Source organism: Klenkia taihuensis, assembly GCF_900112525.1.
Classification (GTDB): Bacteria; Actinomycetota; Actinomycetes; order Mycobacteriales; family Geodermatophilaceae; genus Klenkia; species Klenkia taihuensis.
In genome coordinates this window covers 831,550-850,358 of sequence record NZ_FOMD01000002.1, presented here as the reverse complement: position 1 = coordinate 850,358, position 18,809 = coordinate 831,550, and the positions used below count along the sequence as shown (strand labels likewise).

The 18,809-nt window shown below is 76.8% G+C and carries 18 protein-coding genes; 9 read left to right on the top strand and 9 right to left on the bottom strand.

All coding sequences use genetic code 11. From position 1 onward, the window contains the following. Window positions 1-27 precede the first annotated feature (27 nt). Both BM158_RS11970 and BM158_RS11965 read left to right on the top strand, forming a co-directional pair. Window positions 28-837, top strand: a complete 810-nt coding sequence (locus BM158_RS11970; RefSeq protein ID WP_131802029.1) for a hypothetical protein — start codon at window positions 28-30, stop codon at window positions 835-837. A 237-nt stretch (window positions 838-1,074) separates the two neighbouring features. Continuing rightward, window positions 1,075-2,649, top strand: a complete 1,575-nt coding sequence (locus tag BM158_RS11965; RefSeq protein WP_207506423.1) for a cation:proton antiporter family protein — start codon at window positions 1,075-1,077, stop codon at window positions 2,647-2,649. Window positions 2,650-2,728: 79 nt separating this feature from the next. On the opposite strand, the gene BM158_RS11960 is transcribed toward BM158_RS11965, so the two are convergent. The 5 genes from BM158_RS11960 to BM158_RS11940 all read right to left on the bottom strand — a co-directional run bounded on the left by BM158_RS11960 (window position 2,729) and on the right by BM158_RS11940 (window position 9,136). Further along, window positions 2,729-5,182: an FtsX-like permease family protein gene (locus BM158_RS11960; protein ID WP_091558419.1), complete on the bottom strand. Its 2,454-nt coding sequence runs from the start codon at window positions 5,180-5,182 to the stop codon at window positions 2,729-2,731. A 3-nt stretch (window positions 5,183-5,185) separates the two neighbouring features. Then, a complete protein-coding gene (locus BM158_RS11955) occupies window positions 5,186-5,953 on the bottom strand; it encodes an ABC transporter ATP-binding protein (protein ID WP_091558417.1) in 768 nt (255 codons plus the stop codon). Window positions 5,954-6,094: 141 nt separating this feature from the next. Continuing rightward, window positions 6,095-6,802: a hypothetical protein gene (locus BM158_RS11950; RefSeq protein WP_091558414.1), complete on the bottom strand. Its 708-nt coding sequence runs from the start codon at window positions 6,800-6,802 to the stop codon at window positions 6,095-6,097. Next, complete coding sequence (locus tag BM158_RS11945; protein WP_091558412.1) at window positions 6,799-7,386, bottom strand: TetR/AcrR family transcriptional regulator; 588 nt, start codon at window positions 7,384-7,386, stop codon at window positions 6,799-6,801. Before BM158_RS11945 ends, BM158_RS11950 begins: the two co-directional genes overlap by 4 nt. 109 nt (window positions 7,387-7,495) lie before the next feature. Beyond that, the gene (locus tag BM158_RS11940; RefSeq protein ID WP_091558409.1) at window positions 7,496-9,136 is read right to left on the bottom strand and encodes a hypothetical protein; all 1,641 of its coding nucleotides are present in this window, start codon (window positions 9,134-9,136) and stop codon (window positions 7,496-7,498) included. Between the two features lie 186 nt (window positions 9,137-9,322). Between BM158_RS11940 and BM158_RS11935 the strand changes: the two genes are divergently transcribed. The 7 genes from BM158_RS11935 to BM158_RS11905 all read left to right on the top strand — a co-directional run bounded on the left by BM158_RS11935 (window position 9,323) and on the right by BM158_RS11905 (window position 15,497). Further along, entirely contained in the window at window positions 9,323-9,970 is a 648-nt protein-coding gene (locus BM158_RS11935; RefSeq protein ID WP_091558406.1) for an HAD family hydrolase, read from the top strand. 11 nt (window positions 9,971-9,981) lie between these two features. Beyond that, complete coding sequence (locus BM158_RS11930) at window positions 9,982-11,214, top strand: sedoheptulose 7-phosphate cyclase (protein WP_091558403.1); 1,233 nt, start codon at window positions 9,982-9,984, stop codon at window positions 11,212-11,214. After that, complete coding sequence (locus BM158_RS11925; RefSeq protein ID WP_207506421.1) at window positions 11,211-11,984, top strand: O-methyltransferase; 774 nt, start codon at window positions 11,211-11,213, stop codon at window positions 11,982-11,984. The genes BM158_RS11930 and BM158_RS11925 overlap by 4 nt, the downstream gene beginning before the upstream one ends. Before the next feature lie 8 nt (window positions 11,985-11,992). Beyond that, complete coding sequence (locus BM158_RS11920) at window positions 11,993-12,781, top strand: TauD/TfdA dioxygenase family protein (RefSeq protein ID WP_091558399.1); 789 nt, start codon at window positions 11,993-11,995, stop codon at window positions 12,779-12,781. A gap of 71 nt (window positions 12,782-12,852) precedes the next feature. Next, window positions 12,853-14,124, top strand: coding sequence for an ATP-grasp domain-containing protein (locus BM158_RS11915; protein WP_207506419.1), 1,272 nt, complete (start codon window positions 12,853-12,855; stop codon window positions 14,122-14,124). Next, window positions 14,124-15,152 (top strand): D-alanine--D-alanine ligase family protein, encoded by a 1,029-nt coding sequence (locus BM158_RS11910; protein ID WP_091558396.1) that lies wholly within the window; start codon window positions 14,124-14,126, stop codon window positions 15,150-15,152. Before BM158_RS11915 ends, BM158_RS11910 begins: the two co-directional genes overlap by 1 nt. A 9-nt stretch (window positions 15,153-15,161) precedes the next feature. Then, on the top strand, window positions 15,162-15,497 hold the full coding sequence (locus tag BM158_RS11905; RefSeq protein WP_091558393.1) for a hypothetical protein: 336 nt from the start codon (window positions 15,162-15,164) through the stop codon (window positions 15,495-15,497). 39 nt (window positions 15,498-15,536) lie between these two features. Here the strand turns inward: BM158_RS11905 and BM158_RS11900 are convergent, their stop codons facing one another. The 4 genes from BM158_RS11900 to BM158_RS11885 form a co-directional block, all read right to left on the bottom strand. Continuing rightward, a complete protein-coding gene (locus tag BM158_RS11900; protein WP_091558389.1) occupies window positions 15,537-16,235 on the bottom strand; it encodes a response regulator in 699 nt (232 codons plus the stop codon). After that, window positions 16,232-17,455 carry a sensor histidine kinase gene (locus tag BM158_RS11895; RefSeq protein ID WP_091558386.1) on the bottom strand — a complete coding sequence of 408 codons (1,224 nt, stop codon included), beginning with the start codon at window positions 17,453-17,455 and terminating at the stop codon, window positions 16,232-16,234. Before BM158_RS11895 ends, BM158_RS11900 begins: the two co-directional genes overlap by 4 nt. Window positions 17,456-17,528: 73 nt before the next feature. Next, window positions 17,529-18,221, bottom strand: coding sequence for an HAD-IA family hydrolase (locus BM158_RS11890; RefSeq protein WP_229827672.1), 693 nt, complete (start codon window positions 18,219-18,221; stop codon window positions 17,529-17,531). A gap of 95 nt (window positions 18,222-18,316) precedes the next feature. Then, window positions 18,317-18,775, bottom strand: coding sequence for a universal stress protein (locus tag BM158_RS11885; protein WP_091558383.1), 459 nt, complete (start codon window positions 18,773-18,775; stop codon window positions 18,317-18,319). Window positions 18,776-18,809 lie beyond the last annotated feature (34 nt).

Here is an 18,809-nt window from a genome sequence, read left to right as displayed (position 1 = left end):
CGGGGACGGCGGCGTCAGCCCGTGGGGGTGGTCGTCCCCGTCGTGCCGGTGGACGTCGTGCCGGTGGGCGTCGTGCCGGTGGGCGTCGTGGGCGCGGTCGAGGACGGCGAGGCGCTGGACGGGGACGTGGTGGGGGGCGCCGTCGTGGTGGGCGGGGTGGTCGTGGGGGTCGGAGCCGGCCGGCCCGTCGGCGGCGTCGTCGTCGGCGGGGTGCTGTTCGGCGTCGTCGGGGCCGTCGTCGTCGGCACGGTGGTCGTCGGCACGGTGGTCGTCGGCGGGGCGGTGGCCCCCGCGCCGGTGGGCACCGTGGTGGTGGGCACCGTGGTGGTGGGCACCGTGGTGGTGGGCACGGCCGTGGTCGGCACGGCGGTGGTGGGCGTCGGCGTGCCGGGCGGGGCGGGCACCAGGGTGGTGGTGAGGACCGAGGTCAGCGCGGGGGGCAGCGGGGGCCGGGCGGTGGAGGACGCGGGGGCGGCCGCCGGCGTCGGCGCGGGGCTGGTCAGCGGCGGCGTGGCCACCGGGGCCACCGGGGCCGTGGACGGCGTCGTGCCGGCCGACCCGTCGGTGGCGGTGCTGGTGCTGCCGGCGGGGGAGCCGGTCCAGCTGGGGGCCGCGACCGGCGGGACCTGGGCCGGGGAGTCGGTGCCCCCGGGTGCGGCCGCGGCGAGCAGGGTCAGCCCGCCCGCGGCGACGACGCCCAGGCCGAGCGCGGCGACCGGCGCGGCGCGGCGGCGCATCCGGCGGGCCCGCGGACGGCGGGCGACGACCCGGACCGGCGGTGCCGGCGGGACGACCTCGGCGGGGACGACGACGGGCACGTCACCGGTGTCGGCGTGACGGCCGTAGCTGTCCGCGTCGGGGTCCAGCCAGGGCTGTCGCGCGCTGTCGTCGGCGTCCGTCATGGCCTGTGGACCTCCGTCCGGGTCGTCCACCATGGCACCACGCGGCGACGTCCGCTGCAGGCTGACCTGCGCACATGTCGCGCAACGTCCGTGATCGCTCACGGAACGGCGTCGTACCGGGAGGGAGCCCGGCCGGTGCGCGAGGATGCCGGGACCGAGGAGAGGGGGAGCGGTGGACGACGTCTCGGCCATCCTGCTGGCCGTCCTGGTCGGCGGGGTGCTCGCCGGCCTGCTCCGGTTGCCGCCGCTGCTGGGCTTCCTGGCCGCCGGCTTCGTGCTGGCGCCGCTGGGCGTGCAGGCGCCGCCGGAGCTGTCCTCGGTCGCCGACCTGGGCGTGACCGTGCTGCTGTTCGGCGTGGGCCTCAAGGTCGACCTGCGCTCGCTGGTGCGCCGGGAGGTGTGGCTGACCTCCTCGGTGCACGCGCTGGTCTCCACCGGGGTGACGGCGGGGCTGCTGGGTCTGCTCGCCGTCCTCGGCGTGGCGCTGGCGGCCGACGGCGGGCCCCGGGCGTGGCTGCTCATCGGGTTCGCGCTGTCGTTCTCCAGCACCGTCTTCGTGGTCAAGGTGCTCGAGGAGCGCGGTGCCACGCAGACGCTCACCGGCCGGCTGGCCATCGGCGTCCTGGTCGTGCAGGACCTGCTCGCGGTGGTCTTCCTCGCCGTCGCCGAGGGGACGGTGCCCAGCCCGTGGGCGCTGCTGCTGGTGCTGCTGGTCCCCGCCGCGCCGCTGCTGCGCGGGGTGCTCGCCCGGCTGGGCCACGACGAGCTGCTGCCGCTCTACGGGATCGTGCTGGCCCTGGTGCCCGGGTACGCGCTGTTCTCGGCGCTCGGCGTGAAGGGCGACCTCGGGGCGCTGCTGCTGGGCGTGCTGCTGGCCGGTCAGCCGCGCTCGGCGGAGCTGGCCCGGTCGCTGTTCGGCATCAAGGACCTGCTGCTGGTCGCCTTCTTCGTCTCGATCGGCCTGGCCGGGCTGCCCACCGGGGCCGAGCTGCTCGTCGCCGGCGTGCTGCTGCTGGCGCTGCCGGTGCAGGGCCTGGCCTTCGTCGTGCTCTTCTACCTCGCCCGGCTGCGCCGCCGCACGGCGGTCTTCACCGCCACCGCGCTGACCAACTTCTCCGAGTTCGGGCTGATCGTGGTGGTCGCGCTGCCCGACGACCTGCTCGACCCCGGGTGGGCCACCCCGCTGGCGGCGGCGGTCGCGGCGTCGTTCGTGCTGCCCTCGCTGGTGGGTGACCGGCCCGACCGGCTCGTGGTGGCGCTGCGCCGCTGGCTGCCCGACCGGCCCGACCACCGGCTGCACCCCGACGACCGGCCGCTGGACCTCGGCGACGCGCAGGCCGTCGTCCTCGGCATGGGCCGGGTGGGGTCGGCGGCGCACCGGCGGCTGGCCGGGGAGTACGGGCTGCGGGTCATCGGCATCGAGGCCGACCCCGACCGGGTGGCCCGGCTGCAGGCCGAGGGCGTGCACCTGATCGAGGGCGACGCCACCGACCCGCGGCTGTGGGAGGAGCTGGAGCTGCACCACGTCGAGCTGGTGCTGCTGGCCATGCCGGCCCACGACAACAACCTCGCCACGCTCACCCGGCTGCGCGCGCACGGCTTCGGCGGCACGGTCGCCGCGGTGACCCAGTTCGACGACGACCAGGCCGAGATCCTGGACGGCGGCGCCGACATCGGCCTGCAGCTCTACGAGGGCGCGGGCGCCGAGCTCGCCGACCGCGCCGTCGCCCGCCGCACCACCGGCTAGGCAGGGCAAGCCCTGCACCCACTGACGAGGCTCGTCAGCGGGTGCAGGGCTTCCCCTGCCCGGTGGGGACGGCGGCGGGTCAGCCGGCGATGGCGGCCACCGGGGGCGTGCGGGCCGCGCGACGGGAGGGCAGCACGCTGGCCAGCAGCCCCGCGGCGGTGGCGACCACGACGATCGCGCCCACCTGCAGCCACGGGATCGAGATGACCGTGCCCTCGGCCGACAGCGCCCCCAGCACCGAGGCGGCGCCGACCAGGCCGTAGCCGCCGCCCAGGAGCACCCCGAGCACCGCGGCCACCCCGGCGACCAGCACGGCCTCCCAGGCCAGCAGGCCGCGCAGCTGACGGCGGGTGAGGCCCAGCGCCCGCAGCAGCCCGCTCTCCTGCCGCCGCTCCACCACCGACAGCGCCAGGGTGTTGCCCACCCCGATGAGCGCGATGAGCACGGCCACCCCCAGCAGGCCGGTGACCACCAGCAGCAGGGTGTCCAGCACGTCGTCCAGGGCGGCCCGCTCGCTGGCGATGCCGGTGACGAACGCGGTCGGGACCTCGGTGCCGGCCAGGTCGGTGACCGCCTCCACGGCGGTCGCGGTGTCCGCGGTGTCGGCCAGCCGCAGCCAGACCGTGCCCAGGCCCGCGTCGGGGACCAGCGCGGTCAGCTCGGTGCCGGTGAGCCGGGGCGTGCTGAGGTCGTCGGTGCCGACCACGGTGGTCAGGGTCAGCGACCGGCCCTCGGCGGAGAGCTCGACCGGGTCGCCGTCGCCGACGCCCCAGACGTCGGCGAGGTAGCGGGGCAGGACGACCTGGCCCAGCTCGGGCAGCGGCTCGTCGACCGTCGAGCGCAGCACCGGCAGGGTGGCGGGCACGTCGAACCCGTCGACGCCGTAGACCTGCCCGTCGGGGCCGGTGACCTCGCCGTAGGTGAGGCCGACGCCGGCCTGCACGCCGTCCACGGCGGTGAGCTGGCCGACCAGGCCGTCGGGCATGTCCGCGCCGAAGCCCTGCACCACCACGTCGGTGGGGTAGGCGGCGTCCAGCCCGGCCGCGGCGGTGGCCCGGGTGGACGCCGCGCCCACGACCATCGCGGTGGTCAGGGTGACGCCGATGACCAGCGCGGTGGCGGTGGCCGCCGTCCGGCGGGGGTTGCGGGTCGCGTTGCCCGCGGCCAGCCGGCCGGGGACGCCGCCGGCGCGGCCGAGCAGCCGGCCCGCGGCCGCGACCACCGGCGGGATCGCCCGCTGGGCCAGCAGCAGCGCGCCGAGGAAGCTCAGCACCCCGCCGGGCAGCGCCAGCAGGACCTCGCCGACGGCCGCACCGAACAGCAGCAGCGCCACGCCGGGGACGAACAGCAGCAGGCCGAGGACCAGCCGCAGCACGCCAGGCCGGGAGCGCAGCGGTGCGGCGTCGACCGGCCGCAGCGCGGCCAGCGGGGCCACCCGCGTGGCGGCCCGGGCCGGGGCCAGCGCGGCGACCACGGTGGTCACCAGGCCCACGGCCAGGCCGGCGACGACGGCGACCCACGGCACGGAGACCCCGGCCAGCGGGATCGGCGAGTCCAGCGCCCGGGCCAGCGCCGAGACGCCGGCGGCCAGCCCGACGCCGGCCAGCACGCCGAGCACGGAGGCGGCCAGGCCGGTGATCGCGGCCTCGCCCAGCACGCTGCGGCGGACCTGGGACGACGTCGCGCCGACGCAGCGCAGCAGTGCCAGCTCGCGGGTCCGCTGGGCCAGCAGGACGGCGAAGGTGTTGGCGATGACCAGCCCGGCCACCAGGACGGCGACGGTGGCGAAGACCAGCAGCACCACGGCGAGGGCGTCGGAGTCCCCGGTGAGCGCCGCGGCGGCGGACTCGGCGGCCTCGGTGCCGGTCTGCAGGGTGACCGCGCGGGTGGTGACCGCGGCCTGCAGCGCCACCGGGTCGGGGTCGCCGGTGACCAGGAGCTCGCTGGCCCAGGCGCCCCACTGCTGGGCCTGCTCCGGGGTCACGAAGCCCTGCGTGAACAGGCCGCCGGTGACCGAGCCGGAGACGTCGACCAGCCCGGTGACGGTGAGGTCGCCGCTGAGCTCGGAGCCGTCGGCGTCGTAGGTGGTGTAGGGCACGACGTCCCCGACGGCGACGTCGGAGCCCTCGGACAGCGCGATCTGGCCGGGCTGCGTCGGCAGGCTGCCGGCGGCCAGCTGCTGCCAGCGCAGGGCGGGGGCGTCGGCGACGGCGCCGATCGCGACGTAGCGGGCACCGGTGGTGCCGGGCAGGACGGTCTGCAGCGAGGTGTCCCACTGCGGGGCGACGGCGGTGACCCCGGGGACGGCGGCCACGGCGGGCACCTGGTCGGCGAGGGTGTCGCCCTCGGTGGAGGACAGCACCAGGTCGGCGCCGGTGTACTGGGCGCCCACGGCGTCCAGGACGGTGGTCTTGGCGGTCTGGTTGAGCACCAGGGTGGCCACCACGAAGGCGACGGCGATGACGATCGCGGTCATCGAGGCGACCAGCCGGCCGGCGTTCGCCCGGACCTGGGCGAGGAGGACGCGGCGCACGGCTCAGCCCCCCAGTCCGCGGAGGGCGTCGATGACGGCGTCGGCGGTGGGCTGGTGGACCTCGCCGGCCAGGTGCCCGTCGGCGAGCAGCACCACGCGGTCGGCGTAGCCGGCGGCCACCGGGTCGTGGGTGACCATGACGACGGTCTGGCCGGTCTCCCGGACGCTGGAGCGCAGCAGGCCGAGCACCTCGGCGCCGGTGCGGGAGTCCAGGTTGCCGGTGGGCTCGTCGGCGAACACGACGTCCGGGCGGGGGAGCAGGGCGCGGGCGACGGCGACGCGCTGCTGCTGGCCGCCGGAGAGCTCGTAGGGCCGGTGGCCGAGCCGGTCGCGCAGGCCCAGCCGGGCCACGACGTCGTCCATCCAGGCCCGGTCGGGGCGGTGGCCGGCCAGCTGCATCGGCAGCGTCATGTTCTCCTCGGCGGTGAGCACCGGCAGCAGGTTGAACGCCTGGAAGACGAAGCCGATGCGCTCGCGGCGCAGCGTGGTCAGCTGCTCGTCGCGCAGCCGGGTGAGCTCGGTGTCGCCCAGCCAGACCTGACCGGCGGTGGCGGTGTCCAGCCCGGCCAGGCAGTGCATGAGCGTGGACTTGCCCGAGCCCGAGGGGCCCATGATCGCGGTGAACCGGCCGCGCTCGAACGCGACGTCCACCCCGGCGAGGGCGTGGACGGCGGTCTCGCCCTTGCCGTAGGTCTTGCGCAGGCCGGCGGCGCGGACGGCGGCGGTGGTGGGCGGTGCCTCGCCGGGGACGGTCATCATCGGCACGGACATGCGGAGCTCCTCGGGCACGGGTGATCAGGTCGGCACCCAGCGTCGCGGCGGAGCACGTCCTCCCGCGTCGGAGCTGGGTCCCGACCCTGCGCCCGCTGTGCTGCGCCCCAGGGCGGACCGGGGTCATCCCGCAGGGGGACCTCAGTCCGCGGGCAGCTCCCCGGTGAGCAGCTGCGCGGCGGCGGTCTCCAGGTCCAGCCCGCGGCCGAAGGCCAGCGCGCGCAGCGCCGCCAGCGCCGTCCCGCTGCTGGCGCCCCGCTCGGTGGCCAGCCGGCCGACGGCGACCCAGACCTGCTGGCGGGCCCGCACCGGGTCGGTGCGCAGGGACGCGGGGACCCCGAGGACGGCGTCCGCACCGGCGGCCAGGCCGGCGACGAGCTCGGCGCCGGCCACGTCGGCGACCTCGCGGGCGGCGTCGACCAGGTCCGGGCCGGGCGCGGCGGGGTCGGCGGCGAAGAGGTCCAGCACGACCGACCCGGCCAGCGCGCCGCCGACCGGCAGCGCCAGCACGCTGCGGAACGGCGTCCGCCCGGCCAGCTCGAGGGCGAACACCGGCCACCGTGCGTGCAGCTCGTCGGCCCCGGCGGCCACCGGGGCGCCGTCCCGGTGCGCGGCGGTGCACGGGCCGTCGCCGAGGGCGAACTGCAGCCGTTCGGCCTCGGCGGCGGCCGGGTCGCCGGCGGCCAGCGGCACCCGGCGCCCGGCCAGCAGTTCCAGGCTCAGCCCGGCGCCGTCGACCCCCAGCGCCTGCGCGGCCGCACGCGCCAGCCGCTCCGGGAGCAGCAGCCCGGCGTCCTCGGTGCCCGGCCCGGCCAGCGCGGCCCGGAAGGCGCGCGCAGGGCCGCTCAACGGACTGCGACCAACGGCAGCAGCACCCGGTCGACGAGGGCGAGCACCTCCGGTGCGGGCATCGGGGGCACCAGCGCGCCGCACCGCTCCCACCACAGGGCCTGCAGCACCCGGTGCATGAGGTGCCGCTGGGCCGGGGCCACCGGCCGCCCCCTCCCGGCCTCCCGCTCGCAGACCGCGGCCACCGCCTCGCGGAGCGGGGCGACCAGGGCGCGGTCGAGGGACGCCCGCAGCTCGGGGCTGTGGTGGGCCAGGCCGAGGACCGAGGCCACCGCCTGCTCCAGGACGTCCGGGGAGCGGGTGAAGGGGTGCAGGAGCGCGGCGAGGTCCCCGCGCAGCGACCCGGTGTCGGGGGGTGTGCGCACCAGCCGGACGCCGTCGAGGGCGTCGGTGAGCAGGGCCGGCATGGTCCGCCAGCGCCGGTAGATGGCCGCCTTGCCCGCTCCGGTGCGCGCGGCCAGCACCTCGGGGTTCAGCCGGGAGTAGCCGCGCTCGGCCACCAGCTCGACGGCGCCGTCGAGCAGGCGCTGCGTCAGGTCGGCGTCGCGGGGGCGTCCGGTGCGGACGCGCGGGGTGGGCGGCACGGTGCTCGATCCCGGGCACGGGTGCCCTGGCGGGGAGGGCGGGGCACCCTCGACCGACGCCGTGGTTGGACGCCCCGGTGGGGACCGGTGGTCCGACGCTACCCCTGCCTCACCCGGCCAGCAGGTCGCCCGGGCCCGCGGAGCCCACCGGCACCGAGGAGCCGGCGGCCGGGTCCGCCACCCGGCCGGTGTCCCGGCGGTCGTCCGGGAGCTGCACGGTGCCGGTCGGGGCGGTCAGCAGCACCGTGGCGCGGGCGGCCCCGGTGCCGCGCTCGGCGACCACGCAGCGCACCGCCACGACCAGCCCGGCGGGGTCGGTGCCGCTCGGGAAGCCCTGGGTGCCGCAGCCGATGGTCTGCAGGCTGCCGTCCCCGAGCCGGGCGGCCCAGGCGGTGCTCACCACCACGGCGCCGCTGGGCTGGGGCACGACCAGCACCGCGGCGTCCACCCCGCCCCCGCGCGGGCCGGGGAGGGCGCCGGCCCACAGCAGCTGCGGGGTGAGGGTCGCCGGGTCCTGACCGGTCGGGGCGGCCACCGCGCCCAGGGCGGCGTCCACGGCGGCCGTGCGGGCGCCGAGGTCGGCGTCCCCACCGCGGAGGGGGACCAGCGGAGGGACGGCGGGCCGGGCGTCGGCGTCCCCCGCCCTGGCGACCGGCACCGGCAGCGCGGACACCCCGGCCCGGACCTGCACCGCCACCCCGCCGGGGTCGGGTGCGGCCAGCCGCAGCACACCGACGCCGTCCTCGAGCGGCAGGGCGACCGGGTCGCGCCCGGCCGAGCCGTCGGCGCGGACCACCAGGCCGGTGGACACCTGGACCGGCTCGTCGGGCTCGGCGACCACCACGAGGACGTCGTCCAGCTGCAGCGCGGCGGGCCGGTCCGGCGGCAGCGCCACCGGTCCGGCGACGGGGGAGAGGGGGCCGTCCGCCGGGCCGGCCGACCACCACCCGGTCCAGCCGCGGTCGGTGCGGCCGGCCACGAGCGCCCACCGCCGGTCCAGCAGCTCGCCGGCGAGCACCAGCTCCCGCCGGCCGGTCGCGGGGCCCTCGGCGGGTGCGGCGAGCAGCGCGTCCCGGACGGCCTCGTCACCGGCGAGGGAGCCGCGGGTCGGGCCGTCGAAGCGGCCCCGCGGGGCCGTCGGGGCCGGGCCCGGGACGAGCACCGCGAGCAGCGCGACGGCCACCAGCCCGACGACCGCGAGCAGGGGCCGGGTGCAGCGGGACCGGCGGTGCGCCCGGACCAGCGGCACGGCGGCGACGTCGTCCCGCGCCGGGGGACGACGGACGGCGAGCAACCCGTCCAGCGCCCGCGCCACGGCGTCCTCCTGCGCGGGGGTCCGTCCTCCTGCACCAGAGCTGGTGAGGGACGACGGACCTGGATCAACTCCCCTGATCAACGCTGCGCGGCCGCGGGCCAGGGCGGCGGGGTCGGCGGGGGCGCCCTCGTGGTGCAGCACCAGCGCGGCGCGGGCGGCGTCGTCCAGGCCGGCGAGCACGGCGGCGGTGGCCCGGGCGGCGGCCAGCTCGTCCGCGCCCACCCACCACGGGTCCGGGCCGGCCGGCACGACCGCGCCGCGGGGGGCACGGGTGCGCACCAGCGCGGCCACCGCCGTCGCGTGGTCCGCACCGGGCGCCAGCCGGGCCAGCGCACGGTCGACCCGGTCCTCGGCCAGCCGCTCGTCACCGGTCAGCAGGAACGCCGGCCCCAGCAGGGCCTCCCGGTGCTCGCGCACGGTGCCGGCGACGTCCACGGCACCGATGGTGGCCCCCGGTCCACGGCGCGCGCCCGGGGGAGCCGGGTGGTGAGATGGGATCGAGCAGGTGAAGGACCAGTGGGGCTCGTATCCCTGCCAGCGCAAATCTTGTTTACGGATAGTACGTTCCCTGCACTGCCGCGGCTGCGACCAGGCGCCCGGCCCCAGTGGAACGAGGTCCCCGTGCCCGCCCTGCTCCTCGGGTCCATCAGCACGATCGCCGACACCTCCGAGCTCCAGCGCGCCGCCTTCAACGACGCCTTCGCCGCGCACGGCCTGGACTGGCGGTGGGAGCAGGACGAGTACCGCGCCCTGCTGGCCAGCAACGGCGGCGCCGACCGCGTCGCCTCCTACGCCCGCGACCGCGGCGAGACCGTGGACGCCGCCGCGGTGCACGCCACCAAGTCCGAGCTGTTCCAGCAGGCCCTCGGCCGCGGCGGCCTCACCGCCCGCCCGGGCGTGCTCGACGCCGTCCGGGCCACCAAGGAGGCCGGGGACCCGGTGGCGCTGGTGACCACCACCTCGCCGGAGAACGTCGTCGCCCTGGTCGCCGGGGTGGACGGCCTGGAGCTGGCCGACTTCGACCTCGTCGTGGACAGCTCGGTCGTGGCGGAGTCCAAGCCCGACCCGGCGCCCTACCGGCACGCGCTGCGCACCCTCGGCGTCGACGCCGCGGACGCCGTCGCGGTCGAGGACAACGTCGGCGGGGTGGCCTCGGCGACCGCCGCCGGCGTCCGCGTCCTGGCCTTCCCCAACACCAACACCGCCGGTCACGACTTCGGGGACGCCCCCGTGGTCGAGCACCTCGACCCCGCCGCGCTGCAGGCCTGAGAGGACACCCGATGACCACCGTCAGCTCATCCGTCACCCGCACCGACGGCGGGTTCGCCGTCGAGGCCGTGCACCGCACCGAGTACCGCCTGGTCCCGGTGGACGGCGTGTTCGCCCCGCACAACCCGCAGCTGGCCGACTGCTACCGCGCGGCCGGCCGCTGCCTGGCCGTCGTCGACGAGAACGTGCTCGCGCTGCACCGCGAGGCCATGGAGGCCTACTTCGCCGCGGCCGGCATCGACCTCACGATCATCCCGGTGGCCATCGCGGAGACCGACAAGACGCTGGCCACCCTGGAGCGGCTGGTCGACGCCTTCGGCGCCTACGGCCTGCTGCGCACCGAGGCCCCGCTGGTGGTCGGCGGCGGCCTGGTCACCGACGTCGCCGGGTTCGCCTGCGCCTCCTACAAGCGGTCCACGCCCTACATCCGGATCCCCACCACCCTCATCGGGCTGATCGACGCCAGCGTGTCCATCAAGGTCGCGGTCAACCACGGCAAGGCCAAGAACCGGCTGGGCGCCTACCACGCGTCCTCGACGGTGTTCCTCGACTTCTCGTTCCTCGCCTCCCTCGCCGAGGACCAGGTCCGCAACGGCATGGCCGAGCTGATCAAGATCGCGGTGGTGGCCAACCGCACCGTGTTCGACCTGCTCGACGAGCACGGCGAGGAGCTGCTGCGCACCCGGTTCGGCCACGTCGACGGCACCCCGGAGATCCGCAAGGTCGCCGACCAGGTCACCGACGAGGCGATCGAGACGATGCTGCAGCTGGAGGTGCCCAACCTCGCCGAGCTGGACCTGGACCGGGTGATCGCCTACGGCCACACCTGGAGCCCGACGCTGGAGCTGACCCCCGAGGTGCCCTACTTCCACGGGCACGCCATCTCGGTGGACATGGCCTACTCGGCGACCCTGGCCGCGCGCCGCGGCTACATCTCCGTCGCCGACCGCGACCGGGTGCTGGCGCTGTTCAGCCGGCTCGGCCTGACCGTGGACAGCCCCTACCTGACCCCGGAGCTGCTCATCGGGTCGACCCGGTCGATCCTGCAGACCCGCGACGGCCTGCTCCGCGCGGCGGCGCCGAAGCCGATCGGGGAGTGCACGTTCATGAACGACGTCTCCGACGACGAGCTCGTGGAGACGCTGCAGCTGCACCGCGAGGTCGTCGCCGGGCTGCCCCGCGGCGGCGAGGGCGTCGACGCGTTCATGGTCCCGCGCACCAGCCCGGTCGTGCAGGCGCCGTGACGCCGGGGCTGCGTCCGGTCACGCCGCTGGGCCTCCTGGCGGCGCGGCTGGACGCCGTCTGCGGCCGGCTCGGCGCGGTCGAGCAGGGCCTGCGCGCCGAGCTCGAGGGCATCCGCGACCTGGCGGCGGGGTTCGAGCCCTACCTGGAGCGGCACACGTCCCCCGAGTCGGCCGAGCTCGCCGCGCTCGCCGCGGCGACCCGGTCCGCGCCGTGGTCGGGGTCGCTGGAGGCCGAGATGCTCTCCGGCCACGTCGAGGGCCGGTTCCTGCAGTTCCTGCTGCGCATGACCGGTGCCCGGCGGGTGCTGGAGTTGGGCATGTTCACCGGCTACTCGGCGCTGGCGATGGCGCAGGCGCTCCCCGCCGACGGCGAGGTCGTCGCCTGCGAGCTGGACCCGGAGGTGGCCGCGTTCGCGCAGCGCTGCTTCCCGGCCGGGGCGCGCATCGACGTCCGGGTGGGGCCGGCGGCGGACACGCTGGCCACCCTGGCGGCCGAGGGCCGGGTCTTCGACGTCGTGTTCGTCGACGCCGACAAGGCGGGCTACGCCGGCTACCTCGACGCCGTGCTGGACGGCGGCCTGCTCGCCCCGGGCGGGCTGGTCGCGGTGGACAACACCCTCATGCAGGGTCAGCCCTGGGCCGGCCCGGACACCCCCAACGGTGCGGCGATCGCCGCGTTCAACGACCGGCTGACCGCCGACCCCCGGGTCGAGCAGGTGCTGGTCCCCCTCCGCGACGGGATCACCCTGGTCCGCCGCACCACCCCCTGAGGAGAACCGTGCAGACCACCCCGCTGGCGCCGCTGGGCGCGCAGGTCACCGGTGTCGACGTCGCCGCCGTCACCCCCGAGGACGTCGCCGGGCTGCGCGCCGCGCTCGCCGAGCACGGCGTCGTCGTGCTGCCCGACCAGCACGTGGACGACGACGCCTTCCTGGCCTTCCTGCGGGCGTTCGGCCCGCTGACCTTCACCGCCGGCGAGACACCGGTCGAGGGGTACTCGGACCTCAACGTGATCAGCAACGTGGGCCGCACGGAACCGCCGCGCAGCACCTTCCACGTGGACAGCTCCTACCTGTCCACCCCGCCGGCCTACACGGCGCTGCGGGCGGTGCAGATCCCCTCGCAGGGCGGGGAGACGGTGTTCACCGACCAGTACCGGGCGCTGGAGACGCTGCCGGCCGACCTGCGCGAGCGGGTCGAGGGCCGCACGATCCGGCACGTGGTCACCGGCATCGACCCCGAGCTGCTGGGCCCGGACGACGAGACCGAGGCCGAGCACCCGGTGGTGCGGCCGCACCCGCTCACCGGCCGCCCGGCGCTGTTCCTCACCACCCCGAAGCGGTGCGCGTCGGTGAGCGGGCTGCCCGACGACGAGGCCGCCGGGCTGGTCGAGGAGCTGTACGCGCACTCCACCGACGAGGCGCACGCCTTCGCCCACCGCTGGGCGCCCGGGGACGTGGTGATGTGGGACAACGCCTGCGTGCTGCACCGCGGCGACCACTCCGTGGTGGTCGGCGACCGGGTGATGCACCGGGGGATGGTCCGCGACCACGGGGCGACCCGCTGACCGCCGCACCCGCCCGGCCACGCACCGGGGAGGACGCGCCGGTCCGGCCCACCCCGGGCCGGTCGCTGGCGGTGCTGGCCGGGCTGGCGCTCACCCTGCCGGTCGACCTGGCGGTCACCGCGGCGGCGCTGCTGACCACCCGGGCCCCGCGGCCCGCGCCGGCGGCCGACCGGCGGACGGTGCTCATCAGCGGCGGCAAGATGACCAAGGCCCTGCAGCTCGCGCGGTCCTTCTCCGCGGCCGGGCACCGGGTGGTCCTGGTGGAGAAGGCCGCCTACCGGTTCACCGGGCACCGGTTCTCGCGGGCGGTGGACACGTTCCACGTCGTCCCCGACCCCCGGGACCCCGGCTACGCGCAGGCGCTGCTGGACGTCGTCCGGGCCGAGGGGGTCGACCTGTACGTGCCGGTCTGCTCGCCGGTGGCCTCGGAGCCCGACGCCGCCTCGGCCGAGCTGCTGGCCGGGCACTGCGAGGTGCTGAGCCTGGACGCCGACACCGTGCGCACGCTGGACGACAAGCACGCCTTCACCGCGCTGGCCGCCTCGCTGGGGCTGTCGGTGCCGGACACGCACCGCATCACCGACGCCCAGCAGGTGCTGGACTTCGACTTCACCCGCTCCACCCGGCCCTATGTGCTCAAGTCGATCGCCTACGACCCGGTGCACCGCCTCGACCTCACCCCGCTGCCCCGGCCCACCCGCGCCGAGACCGCGGCGTTCGTGGCCGGCAAGCCGATCAGCCCGGACAACCCCTGGATCCTGCAGGAGTTCGTCACCGGCACCGAGGTGTGCACGCACTCGACCGTCCGGGACGGCGAGGTCACCGTGTGGTGCTGCTGCCCCTCGTCGGCGTTCCAGGTGAACTACGCCCAGGTCGACCGGCCGCGGATCCGGGAGTGGGCCACCCGGTTCGCCGCCGCGCTGGGCGGCACCGGGCAGGTGTCGCTGGACTTCATCGAGGCCGAGGACGGCACGCCCTACGCCATCGAGTGCAACCCGCGCACGCACTCGGCCATCACGATGTTCCATGACCACCCGGGCCTGGCCGACGCCTACCTGCACGCGCGCGACACCCCGCTGGAGCCGCGGCCGGGCAGCCGGCCGACCTACTGGACCTACCACGAGCTGTGGCGGGCGCTCAGCGCCCCGCGGACGGCGGCGGGCCGCTGGCGGGTGGTCCGCGAGGGCACCGACGCCGTGTTCGACCGGGCCGACCCGCTGCCCTACCTGGTGCTGCACCACGTGCAGGTCCCGCTGCTCCTGCTGCGCAGCCTGCGCTCGCGCGGGGCGTGGAGCCGGATCGACTTCAACATCGGCAAGCTCGTCCAGCCGGCGGGGGACTGATGGCCCGGGTGCTGCACCTGGTCGGGTCGCCGACCAGCGCGTTCATGGACGACCTGTCCCGGCTCTACGCCGCCGACTGCCTGGCGAACGTCGGCGACTCCCACGAGCACGTGGTCGCGCACGTCGCCCCGGACGGCTCCTGGCGGTTCCCCGCCACGCTGGCCGAGCTGGCCGACGCGCAGCCGCTGCCGATCGGCGACGCGCTGGCCCGGCTGGTGGCGCTGCGGCCCGACGTCGCGCTGCCGCAGATGTTCTGCATCCCCGGCATGACCTCCTACCGGGCCCTGCTGGACGTGCTGGGCATCCCGTTCGTCGGCAACCCCGCCGACGTGATGGCGCTGGGCGCGCACAAGGCCCGGGCCCGCGCCGTGGTGGCCGCGGCCGGCGTCCGGGTGCCGGCCGGCGAGGTCCTCGCCCCCGGGGGGACGACGACGCTGGCCCCGCCCCTGGTGGTCAAGCCGGTCGACGCCGACAACTCCGCCGGCATCACCCACGTCGTGCACGCCGACCAGCTGCCCGCCGCCCTGGCCGCCGCGTGGGCGGAGTCCGGGCACGCCCTGGTCGAGGAGTACGTGCCGCTGGGCCGGGAGGTGCGCTGCGGGGTGGTGGTGCGCGACGGGGAGCTCGTGCCGCTGCCGCTGGAGGAGTACGGCCTCTCCGCCGACCACCCGGTGCGCACCGCCGAGGACAAGATCCGCCGGGCCGACGACGGCACCCTCGGGCTGATGGCCAAGGACACCCCGACGGTGTGGGTCGTGGACCCGGCCGACCCGGTCACCGCCCCCGTCCAGGAGGCGGCGCTGGCCTGCCACACCGCGATGGGCTGCCGGGACTACTCGCTGTTCGACTTCCGGGTCGACCCCGACGGCGTCCCGTGGTTCCTCGAGGCCGGGCTGTACAACTCCTTCGCCCGGCAGAGCGTGGTGCCCACGATGGCCCGGGCGGCCGGGATCGAGCTGCCCGAGCTGCTGGACGTCGCGGTCGCCGCCGCCCTGGCCCGTGCTGCGGGGGACCGGGGGCGCTCGTAACCTGCGCGGGTGAGCGGACCTCGGGACGGGTGGCCGGGCCGGCCCCAGCTCCTGGGGATCTGGACGGCGGAGGAGCTCGAGGTCGCCCTGGTGCGCACCGCCTACGGCGACGCCGACCTCGAGACCGCGCTGCAGCTGGTCTTCGACCAGGGCCCCGGCCCGTTCGTGCTGCTGGCCGCCGGGCTGCTCACGGTCCAGCCCGACGTCGACGACCTCGGCGGCGGCCTGTGGGCCGAGGTGGAGTGGGCCGACATCGACGACGCGGTGATCACCGGTGCGCTGCGGGCCGAGCCCGGCCAGCTCGCCGCGCTGCGCAAGGCCGCCCGGATCGCCGCCGACCGCTGAGCCCCGCCGGGCCCCGCCGGGCCCTACCGGGCCCCGGCCTCAGCCGGTCGCGTCGCGCAGCAGGTCGGCCGGGTGCACCAGGCCCGACCGGTAGGCCAGCACCACCGCCTGCACCCGGTCGCGGGAGCCGGTCTTGGCCAGCACCCGCCCGACGTGGGTCTTCACGGTGGCCTCGCTGACGTACAGGCCGCGGGCGATCTCGGTGTTGGAGGCCCCGTAGGCCATCTGCACCAGCACCTCGGTCTCCCGCGGCGTCAGCTCGGCCAGCGCCGGGTCGGGCCCGCCGGCGGAGGCCGGGGCGCCGCCGCGCAGCATCGGCGCCACGTGCTGCAGCAGCCGCCGGGTGGAGCTGGCCGCGATCACCGAGTCGCCGTCGTGCACGGTGCGCACCGCGGCGAGCATCTCCTCGGGCGCGGCGTCCTTGAGCAGGAAGCCGCTGGCGCCCGCGCCGATGGCCGCGACCACGTACTCGTCGAGGTCGAAGGTGGTCAGCACGACCACCCGCGGCGGGTCGGGCAGCGCGGTCACCTGGCGGGTGGCCTCGATGCCGTCGGTGCCCGGCATCCGGATGTCCATGAGGACGACGTCCGCCGGGGTGCGGCGCAGCAGCTCGACGGCCGCGCCGCCGTCCCCGGCCTCGCCGACGACCTGCAGGTCGGGCTGGGAGTCGATCACCATGCGGAACCCGGCGCGGACCATCTGCTGGTCGTCGACCAGCACCACCCTGATCGTCGTCATCGCCGTCGACCGTAGGGCAGGACGGCGTGGACGCCGAAGCCGCCGCCGTGGCGCGGCCCGGCCTCCAGCCGGCCGCCGTGCAGCTGCGCCCGCTCCCGCATCCCGGTCAGCCCCTGGCCCCGGCCGTCGCGGCCCTCCGCGTCCACGATCGCGGCCGCGGCGCCGCGGCCGTCGTCGAGGACCGACAGCTCCAGCGCGTCGGCGCGCCACTGCAGCCGCACCCACGCCCGGCTGGCCGGCCCGGCGTGCTTGAGCACGTTGGTGAGCGACTCCTGCACGATCCGGTAGGCGGCCAGCTGCGAGCCGGTGGGCAGGTCGCGCGGCTCGCCCTCGACCAGCAGGTCGATGTCCAGCCCACTGCGCCGGACGTCCTCGACGAGGGCGGGCACCGCGGCGACGTCGGGCTGCGGGGCGAACTCCTGGCCGCCGTCCTCGCGCAGCACGCCGAGCAGGGCGCGCATGTCGGCCAGCGCCTGCCGGCCGGTGGCCGAGATCTGCTCCAGCGCCCCGACCGCCGCCTCGGGGTCGGCGCGGCCGGCGTAGCGGCCGCCGTCGGCCTGGGCGATGACCACCGACAGGGAGTGCGCGACGACGTCGTGCATCTCGCGGGCGATCCGGGCGCGCTCGGTGGTGGCGGCCAGCCGCATCTCCTGGTCGCGCTCGAGCTCGAGCAGCTGGGCCCGCTCCAGCATCGCGGCCTCCCGCTGGATGCGGCCGCGCTTGACCGTGCCGATCGCCCAGCAGGCCACCACCAGCACGCCGATGGCGCCGGCGGTGATGACCAGGTCGAACAGGCCGCGGCCGTAGGAGAAGGACGCGTCGCCGTAGTAGAAGCCGCCGAAGTAGCGCAGGGAGGCGATCACCGCGCCGACCAGACCGAAGGCCAGCCCGGCGCGGGAGGCCCAGCGCGGGGCGTAGGCGGCCAGCGCGTAGACCATCATCGGGACGGCGACGTTCGCGGCCACGAAGGAGCTGGTCAGCGCGACCTGGGCCAGCCCGACGACGACCACCACCGCGGCCGCCGGGACCGGTGCGGTGCGCCGCCAGGCCAGCGGGGCGACCAGGCCGATCGAGACCAGCACGTCGCCGGGCCCCTCGACCCCGCTGCCGCCGAGGGCGACGGTGGCGAGGCCGACGAGCACCGCGATGCCGACGTCCACCGCGAAGGGGTGCGCACGCAGCGCGTCCCCGGTGCGGCTCAGCGGCGCGGTCTCGTCCATCCCGGGCAGGTTAGGCAGCGCGCGGGGGCGCTGTCGTCGTCCCCAGGGGGGATCTGCGGGTCCTCCCCGGGGATCAGGCGCGCTCGACGGTGATGCCCGCCGGACCGCTGCGGAAGTGCACGTGCGCGAGGTCGGGGGCGTACCCGTCGGCCTCCAGCTCGCTGTGGTGGTGGGTGTCGCCGACGGCCAGCGTGGCGCACCCGGCGGCCCGGCCCGCGGCCAGCCCGGCGGGGGCGTCCTCGACCACCAGGCAGCGGTGCGGGTCGACCCCGATCCGGTGCGCGGCCAGCAGGAACGGGTCGGGGGAGGGCTTGCCGTTGACGACGTCGTCCACGCAGACGACCTCCCGGGGGGCGTGCAGGCCCGAGCCGGCCAGCCGGGCGGCCAGCAGCGGGCCGGTGCAGGAGGTGACGATCGCGACCCGGTTGGCCGGCAGCGCCGTGAACGCCTCCGCGGCGCCGGGCAGCACCTCGATGCCCTCGCCGGCGGCGTCCACCTCCAGGTCGTGGATGCGGGCCAGCGCGTCGGCTCGTCGGGCCCCGTCCACCAGCTCGGCCACGATGCGCCGGGCGGGCAGCCCACCGAGCGCGCCGAGCGCGGCGGGGTCGACGTCGAACTCGGCGGCCCAGGCGTGCCAGGCGGCCAGCGACCCGCGCATCGAGTCGATCAGCGTGCCGTCCATGTCGAAGAGCACCCCGTCGAAGGTCCGACCGGTCAGCGCGTCGAGGTCCATGAAGGCGCCGGAGGGCGCGGAGGTCCGTTGCACGCCACCCATGGTTCCACCGCCGGGTGGTGCGCCGCTGACGAACGGGTGACCAATCGTCTACAGAACAGGATCGTCCGTTTCGTCACACCGGAGGGTCAGGGCACGACGGTGACCGGCCAGCGGCCGGCCTTCACCAGCCGGACGGCGATCGAGCCCACCCACCGGTGCCCCGCCTGCTGCGAGGCCCCCACCACGACCGCGTCGGCCAGCAGCGCATCGGCGATGCGGGTGATCTCGACGACCGGGTCGCCGTCGGCCGGGACGTACTCGACCGGGATGCCGACCTGCGCCGCACCCCGGGCGACCAGGGCCTCGACCTCGTCGGCGATCTCCCGGGCGGTGCCGCTGGCCACCGCGGCCGACCCGGGCACCAGGCCGGCCAGCGGGGTGGTCCCGGTGCGCACGTGGACGACCACCAGCCGGGAGCGCTGGCGCCGGGCCAGGCCCGCGGCGTAGGCCGCCGCGCGCAGCGACGTGTCCGAGCCGTCGACGCCGACGAGCACCACCTCCGGCCCGTCCGTGCCGAGCTCGGGGACACCCTCCACCGGACCCACGACCCCGATCCTGCACCCGGCGCGGCAGAAGTCC

Excerpts from the sequence above, each read along its gene's own strand:
- BM158_RS11955 (WP_091558417.1), bottom strand. The coding sequence starts at position 5,953 with ATGTCCGTGCCGATGATGACCGTCCCCGGCGAGGCACCGCCCACCACC.
- BM158_RS11930 (WP_091558403.1), top strand. The coding sequence starts at position 9,982 with ATGACCACCGTCAGCTCATCCGTCACCCGCACCGACGGCGGGTTCGCC.
- BM158_RS11910 (WP_091558396.1), top strand. The coding sequence starts at position 14,124 with ATGGCCCGGGTGCTGCACCTGGTCGGGTCGCCGACCAGCGCGTTCATG.
- BM158_RS11900 (WP_091558389.1), bottom strand. The coding sequence starts at position 16,235 with ATGACGACGATCAGGGTGGTGCTGGTCGACGACCAGCAGATGGTCCGC.
- BM158_RS11895 (WP_091558386.1), bottom strand. The coding sequence starts at position 17,455 with ATGGACGAGACCGCGCCGCTGAGCCGCACCGGGGACGCGCTGCGTGCG.